The sequence below is a fragment of the Microbacterium umsixpiens genome, from assembly GCF_053543675.1.
The window spans coordinates 21,333-25,401 of record NZ_JBLVOH010000136.1 but is presented as its reverse complement, the minus strand read 5'-3'; the positions used below and the strand labels follow the sequence as shown (position 1 = coordinate 25,401).

The 4,069-nt window shown below is 66.5% G+C and carries 7 protein-coding genes; 3 read left to right on the top strand and 4 right to left on the bottom strand.

Going from position 1 to position 4,069, the window contains the following annotated elements; genetic code table 11:
* Nucleotides 1–21: 21 nt before the first annotated feature.
* From dinB to ACNPM4_RS13480, 3 genes are read left to right on the top strand one after another with little or no spacing between them, the layout of a single operon-like run.
* A complete protein-coding gene (dinB, locus tag ACNPM4_RS13490) occupies nucleotides 22–1,278 on the top strand; it encodes a DNA polymerase IV (RefSeq protein ID WP_448986005.1) in 1,257 nt (418 codons plus the stop codon).
* A 37-nt stretch (nucleotides 1,279–1,315) separates the two neighbouring features.
* Nucleotides 1,316–1,633, top strand: coding sequence for a hypothetical protein (locus ACNPM4_RS13485; RefSeq protein ID WP_029263459.1), 318 nt, complete (start codon nucleotides 1,316–1,318; stop codon nucleotides 1,631–1,633).
* On the top strand, nucleotides 1,617–2,198 hold the full coding sequence (locus ACNPM4_RS13480; RefSeq protein WP_448986004.1) for a nucleoside/nucleotide kinase family protein: 582 nt from the start codon (nucleotides 1,617–1,619) through the stop codon (nucleotides 2,196–2,198). Before ACNPM4_RS13485 ends, ACNPM4_RS13480 begins: the two co-directional genes overlap by 17 nt.
* 1 nt (nucleotide 2,199) lies before the next feature.
* Here ACNPM4_RS13480 and ACNPM4_RS13475 read toward each other — a convergent pair whose 3' ends face one another.
* The 4 genes from ACNPM4_RS13475 to ACNPM4_RS13460 are packed head-to-tail and all read right to left on the bottom strand — an operon-like array spanning nucleotide 2,200 to nucleotide 4,008.
* A complete protein-coding gene (locus ACNPM4_RS13475; RefSeq protein ID WP_448986003.1) occupies nucleotides 2,200–2,703 on the bottom strand; it encodes a DUF2017 family protein in 504 nt (167 codons plus the stop codon).
* Nucleotides 2,700–2,996, bottom strand: coding sequence for an ATP-dependent Clp protease adapter ClpS (gene clpS / locus ACNPM4_RS13470; protein ID WP_448986002.1), 297 nt, complete (start codon nucleotides 2,994–2,996; stop codon nucleotides 2,700–2,702). The genes ACNPM4_RS13475 and clpS overlap by 4 nt, the downstream gene beginning before the upstream one ends.
* Nucleotides 2,993–3,340: a metallopeptidase family protein gene (locus ACNPM4_RS13465; protein WP_029263455.1), complete on the bottom strand. Its 348-nt coding sequence runs from the start codon at nucleotides 3,338–3,340 to the stop codon at nucleotides 2,993–2,995. The genes clpS and ACNPM4_RS13465 overlap by 4 nt, the downstream gene beginning before the upstream one ends.
* Before the next feature lie 38 nt (nucleotides 3,341–3,378).
* Nucleotides 3,379–4,008 carry a LysE family transporter gene (locus ACNPM4_RS13460; protein WP_181156193.1) on the bottom strand — a complete coding sequence of 210 codons (630 nt, stop codon included), beginning with the start codon at nucleotides 4,006–4,008 and terminating at the stop codon, nucleotides 3,379–3,381.
* Nucleotides 4,009–4,069: the final 61 nt, after the last annotated feature.

The following is a 4,069-nucleotide window of genomic DNA, read 5'->3' as shown; positions in this document are numbered from 1 at the left end:
GGCCGGGGGGAGAATGGTCGTATGGGACACGGTGACGGCAGAGGGCGCATCGTCTCCGCCGTCGATGCCGACGACACGGGAACCCGCATCCTGCACGTCGACATGGACGCGTTCTATGCGGCCGTCGAGGTGCTCGATGATCCCTCCCTCCGTGGTCTGCCGCTGATCATCGGGGCGCCGGACGGCCGTTCCGTCGTCTCGAGTGCGTCCTACGAGGCTCGTCGCTATGGCGTCCGTGCGGCGATGCCGGTTTCCCAGGCGATACGGCTGTGCCCGTCCGCGCGCATCGTCCTCCCGCATTTCCACCGGTACCAGGAGGTCTCACGGCAGGTGATGGCGATCTTCGAGTCGTTCACGCCCCTCGTCGAGCCGCTGTCGGTCGACGAGGCGTTCCTCGATGTGCAGGGCGTGCGCCGCCTCTGGGGGAGTCCCGCTCGCATCGCGGAGTTGATCCGGCAACGAGTGCTCGACGAGGTCGGCATCACCTGCAGCGTGGGCGTCGCCGCCACCAAGCACGTCGCGAAGATGGCGTCCACGATTTCGAAGCCCGATGGCATGCTCGTCGTCGCAGCGAAGGACACGCTCGACTTCCTCGCGCCGAGACCGGTTCGCGCGATGTGGGGCGTCGGGCCGAAGGCTGCGGAGGCGCTCGAGGCGCGAGGCATCCGCACGGTGCAGGATGTGCGCGAGGCGCCGCGAGAGATGATCGACAGGGCTGTGGGTGCGGCCCTCAGTGCGCGCCTCGCGCAGCTGGCGATGGGACAGGATCCGCGTGCCGTCGACACGGAACGCGTGGAGAAGAGCATCGGTCATGAGGAGACATTCGACACCGACATCCTGGATCGGGATTTTCTCCGTGCGGAGCTCCTGCGACTCGCCGATCGCGTCGCAGCGAGGCTGCGGCGTGCCGACTGGGAGACGGCGACCGTCGCGATCAAGATCCGATTCGACGACTTCCGCACGCTCAGCCGCTCCGTGACCCTGAGCGAGCCCACTGCGGTCGGTCAGCGGATCGGCGAGGCAGCCCAGACACTGTTCGAGCAGATCGATCGGCGGGACCCCGTGCGACTCGTCGGCGTCCGCGCCGAGAACCTGCGCCCCGCTGGCGGTGGCGGTCTCGGCCTCTGGGACGACGACGAGGATTGGCGCAAGGTCGAGGGCGCCGTCGACGAGGCCGTGGCACGGTTCGGCTCCGCGACGATCAGCCGCGCGCGACACATCGGGCGTGCCGATGGCCGAGGCGCCGCGCAGCATCCGAAGGCGCACGGCCTGGATTGATCTCACGCGCGCCCTGTTCCTCGGCTACCGTGGAGGTATGCCGAACATCGCACTGGAACTCGGAAAGCAAGCAGCGTCCTTCGGCGTGAAGAGCGCTTACGGAGAGCCTCAGGATGTCGACGGGGTGAGCATCACTCCCGTTGCATTCACATACTCCGGATTCGGCGGTGGCAGCGGCGACGGTGCCGAAGGCGGGGGAGGGGGCGGTGTCTCCGTCCCGGTCGGGGTCTACGTCCGGCGAGAAGAGGGTCTCCGCTTCGAGCCCAACATCGTCACGCTGCTCCTCGTGGCGGTGCCGTTCGTCTGGGTCACCGGGCGGGCTCTCGTGCGCATCATCCGTGCCCTCAAGAAGTGACGACCCCGTCGCGACGGCTCTGGAGCGCGCTGCGACCCTGATCGAACAGGACATCCGCGCACTGGCGGCCGCGAATCCTGTGGTCCTGATCGACGGCGGCAGCGGCGCGGGGAAGTCCTCTCTCGCGGCGAGGCTCGTCAGGCGCTGGCCCGTCCTCGGTCACGTGCAGCTCGTCGCCCTCGATTCGATCTATCCCGGTTGGGATGGCCTCGACGACGGAGCAGAACGTGCTCTCGAGTGGATCCTGCGTCCGCACGGTCGCGGATACCTCGGCACGTGGCGGCGCTGGGATTGGGAGTCGGAGGCCGAGGCGGAGAGCCACGCGGTCGACCCTGCCCTCGGCGTGATCATCGAGGGCAGTGGAATCCTGCGACCATCGACAGCGGGTCTCGCGGACGTCAGGGTCTGGGTGGAATCCGCGGAGGCGTCGCGGAAGACCCGGGCGCTGAATCGTGACGGAGAGACGTACCGTCCGCACTGGGATCGCTGGGCGGCGCAGGAACGCCGTCATCTCGAACGGGACGACCCTCGTGCTCTGGCCACTCGGATCGTCGACGTCCCGTAGGTCAGATCTCCGACGCGGATTCCGCCTCATCGGCAGCCTGGATGATCAGCTCCAGCCGATAGCCGACCCATTCGTAGACATCGTGGCGGCCGTCTTCGTCGGTCTGGACATCGGACGTGATTCCGAGTCGCGTGGCGATGACGAGACGGATGGCGGTGAGCGTTCGAAGCCAGGCTTCGAGGCTATCGAACGCGATGAGGGTCTCTCGCACTTCGAGCGCGTCTTCCTCCGTGAGCGAGTCGATACCCGTGGGGTACTCATCCAGCGCCGCGCGGACCCTGCGCGCGTCGGCGAGACGACGATCGAGGAGATCGTCCCGCGTGGCATCGGCGAACTCGGCCGCAGCATCCGAGTCTTCGGGATAGGGGTTCGGCGTCAGCCGGTCGATGGCCGGATCATCCGTGCCCCGTGATTCGCTGACGAGCTCGATGAAGTCCTCGACGAGCCGGGACAGGTGGAACTCCTCGATCACGGTGATGGGCATGACGATGATGTCGTCGCTCACAGCGGTGCCTTCCTGACGGTGGCCCAGAGCCCGAAGTCGTGCATGGCCTGCGCATGCACCTCCATGGTCTCTCGCGGTCCGGTGGCGACGATCGCGCGTCCCTCGTTGTGCACGGCGAGCATCAGAGCGGTGGCGTGGTCGAGCGAGTACCCGAAGTAGGTCCGGAACACGCGGACCACGTAACTCATGAGGTTCACGGGGTCGTTCCACACCACGACCTGCCACGGCTCGAGCGGGGCGGCGCTGAGGTCGACGATCTCATCGAGTTCCGGGTGGGCGATCCTCGCCATCATGCCCAGCCCATCTCATGGAGCTGCTCATCGTCGATGCCGTAGAAGTGAGCGATCTCGTGGACCAGGGTCGTGTGAACCTCGTCGCGGAGCTCGTGCAGGGTTTCGCACTGCGCGAGATGCGGCTCGCGATAGAGCACGATCCGGTCGGGAAGCTCGCCCATACCGTATTGTGTGCGTTCGGTGAGCGCTAGACCGTCGTACAGGCCCAGCAGATCCAGGCTGCCGTCCTCCGGCCGGTCCTCGACGACGAACACGACGTTCTCGAGTCCTTCCACCATGTCGTCGGGCAGGAGGTCGAGCTCGTCGATCACCAGTTCTTCGAAGGCGGCGGCATCCATGTCCATCGTGTCCAGCCTAGAGGCGCGCGGGCTCCCGTGTCGGATCAGTGCAGCAGGACGAGCACGCCGGCCACAGCGATGAAGAGAACGCCGAACACCAGGTTGAGGATGCGTTGGCCGCGCACGGATCTCGTGAGGCGCCGGAACGGGCGGGCCGCGGCCGCGAAGAACCCCCACATCACGATCACGTCGACCACGATCACCGTCGCGACCAGCGTGAGGTACTGCGGCACCGGAGGCTCATCGAGCCGGATGAACTGCGGGATGAACGCCAAGAAGAAGACGATCGCCTTGGGGTTGAGCAGGTTGACCCAGAACCCCCGTCGGATCATCGACCAGTGACTCTCATGAGAGTCGACGGGCACGGGAGCGTCATCCAGGGTGCCCGCAGGTTTCGTGAGGATCAGGCGAATGCCGAGGAACACGAGATAGGCCGCCCCGGCGTACCGGATGGTGTTGAACAGGAACTCCGAGCGCGAGACGAGCAGACCGACGCCTGCCGCGACGATCGCGACATGCACGATCAATGCGATCTGCTGCCCGATGATTCCCCAGATCGAGCGCTTCCACCCCTGGTTGAGCGCATTCGACATCGTGTTGATGGCGCCTGCTCCGGGGGTGAAGCTGATCACCACCGACGCGGTGAGCAAGGAGAACCAGACCGCGAGCGACACCACGCAAGTCTAGGGCTTCGGTGGGGACGGGCAGATCAGCTCGGCGATGCGAAGAAGGGGC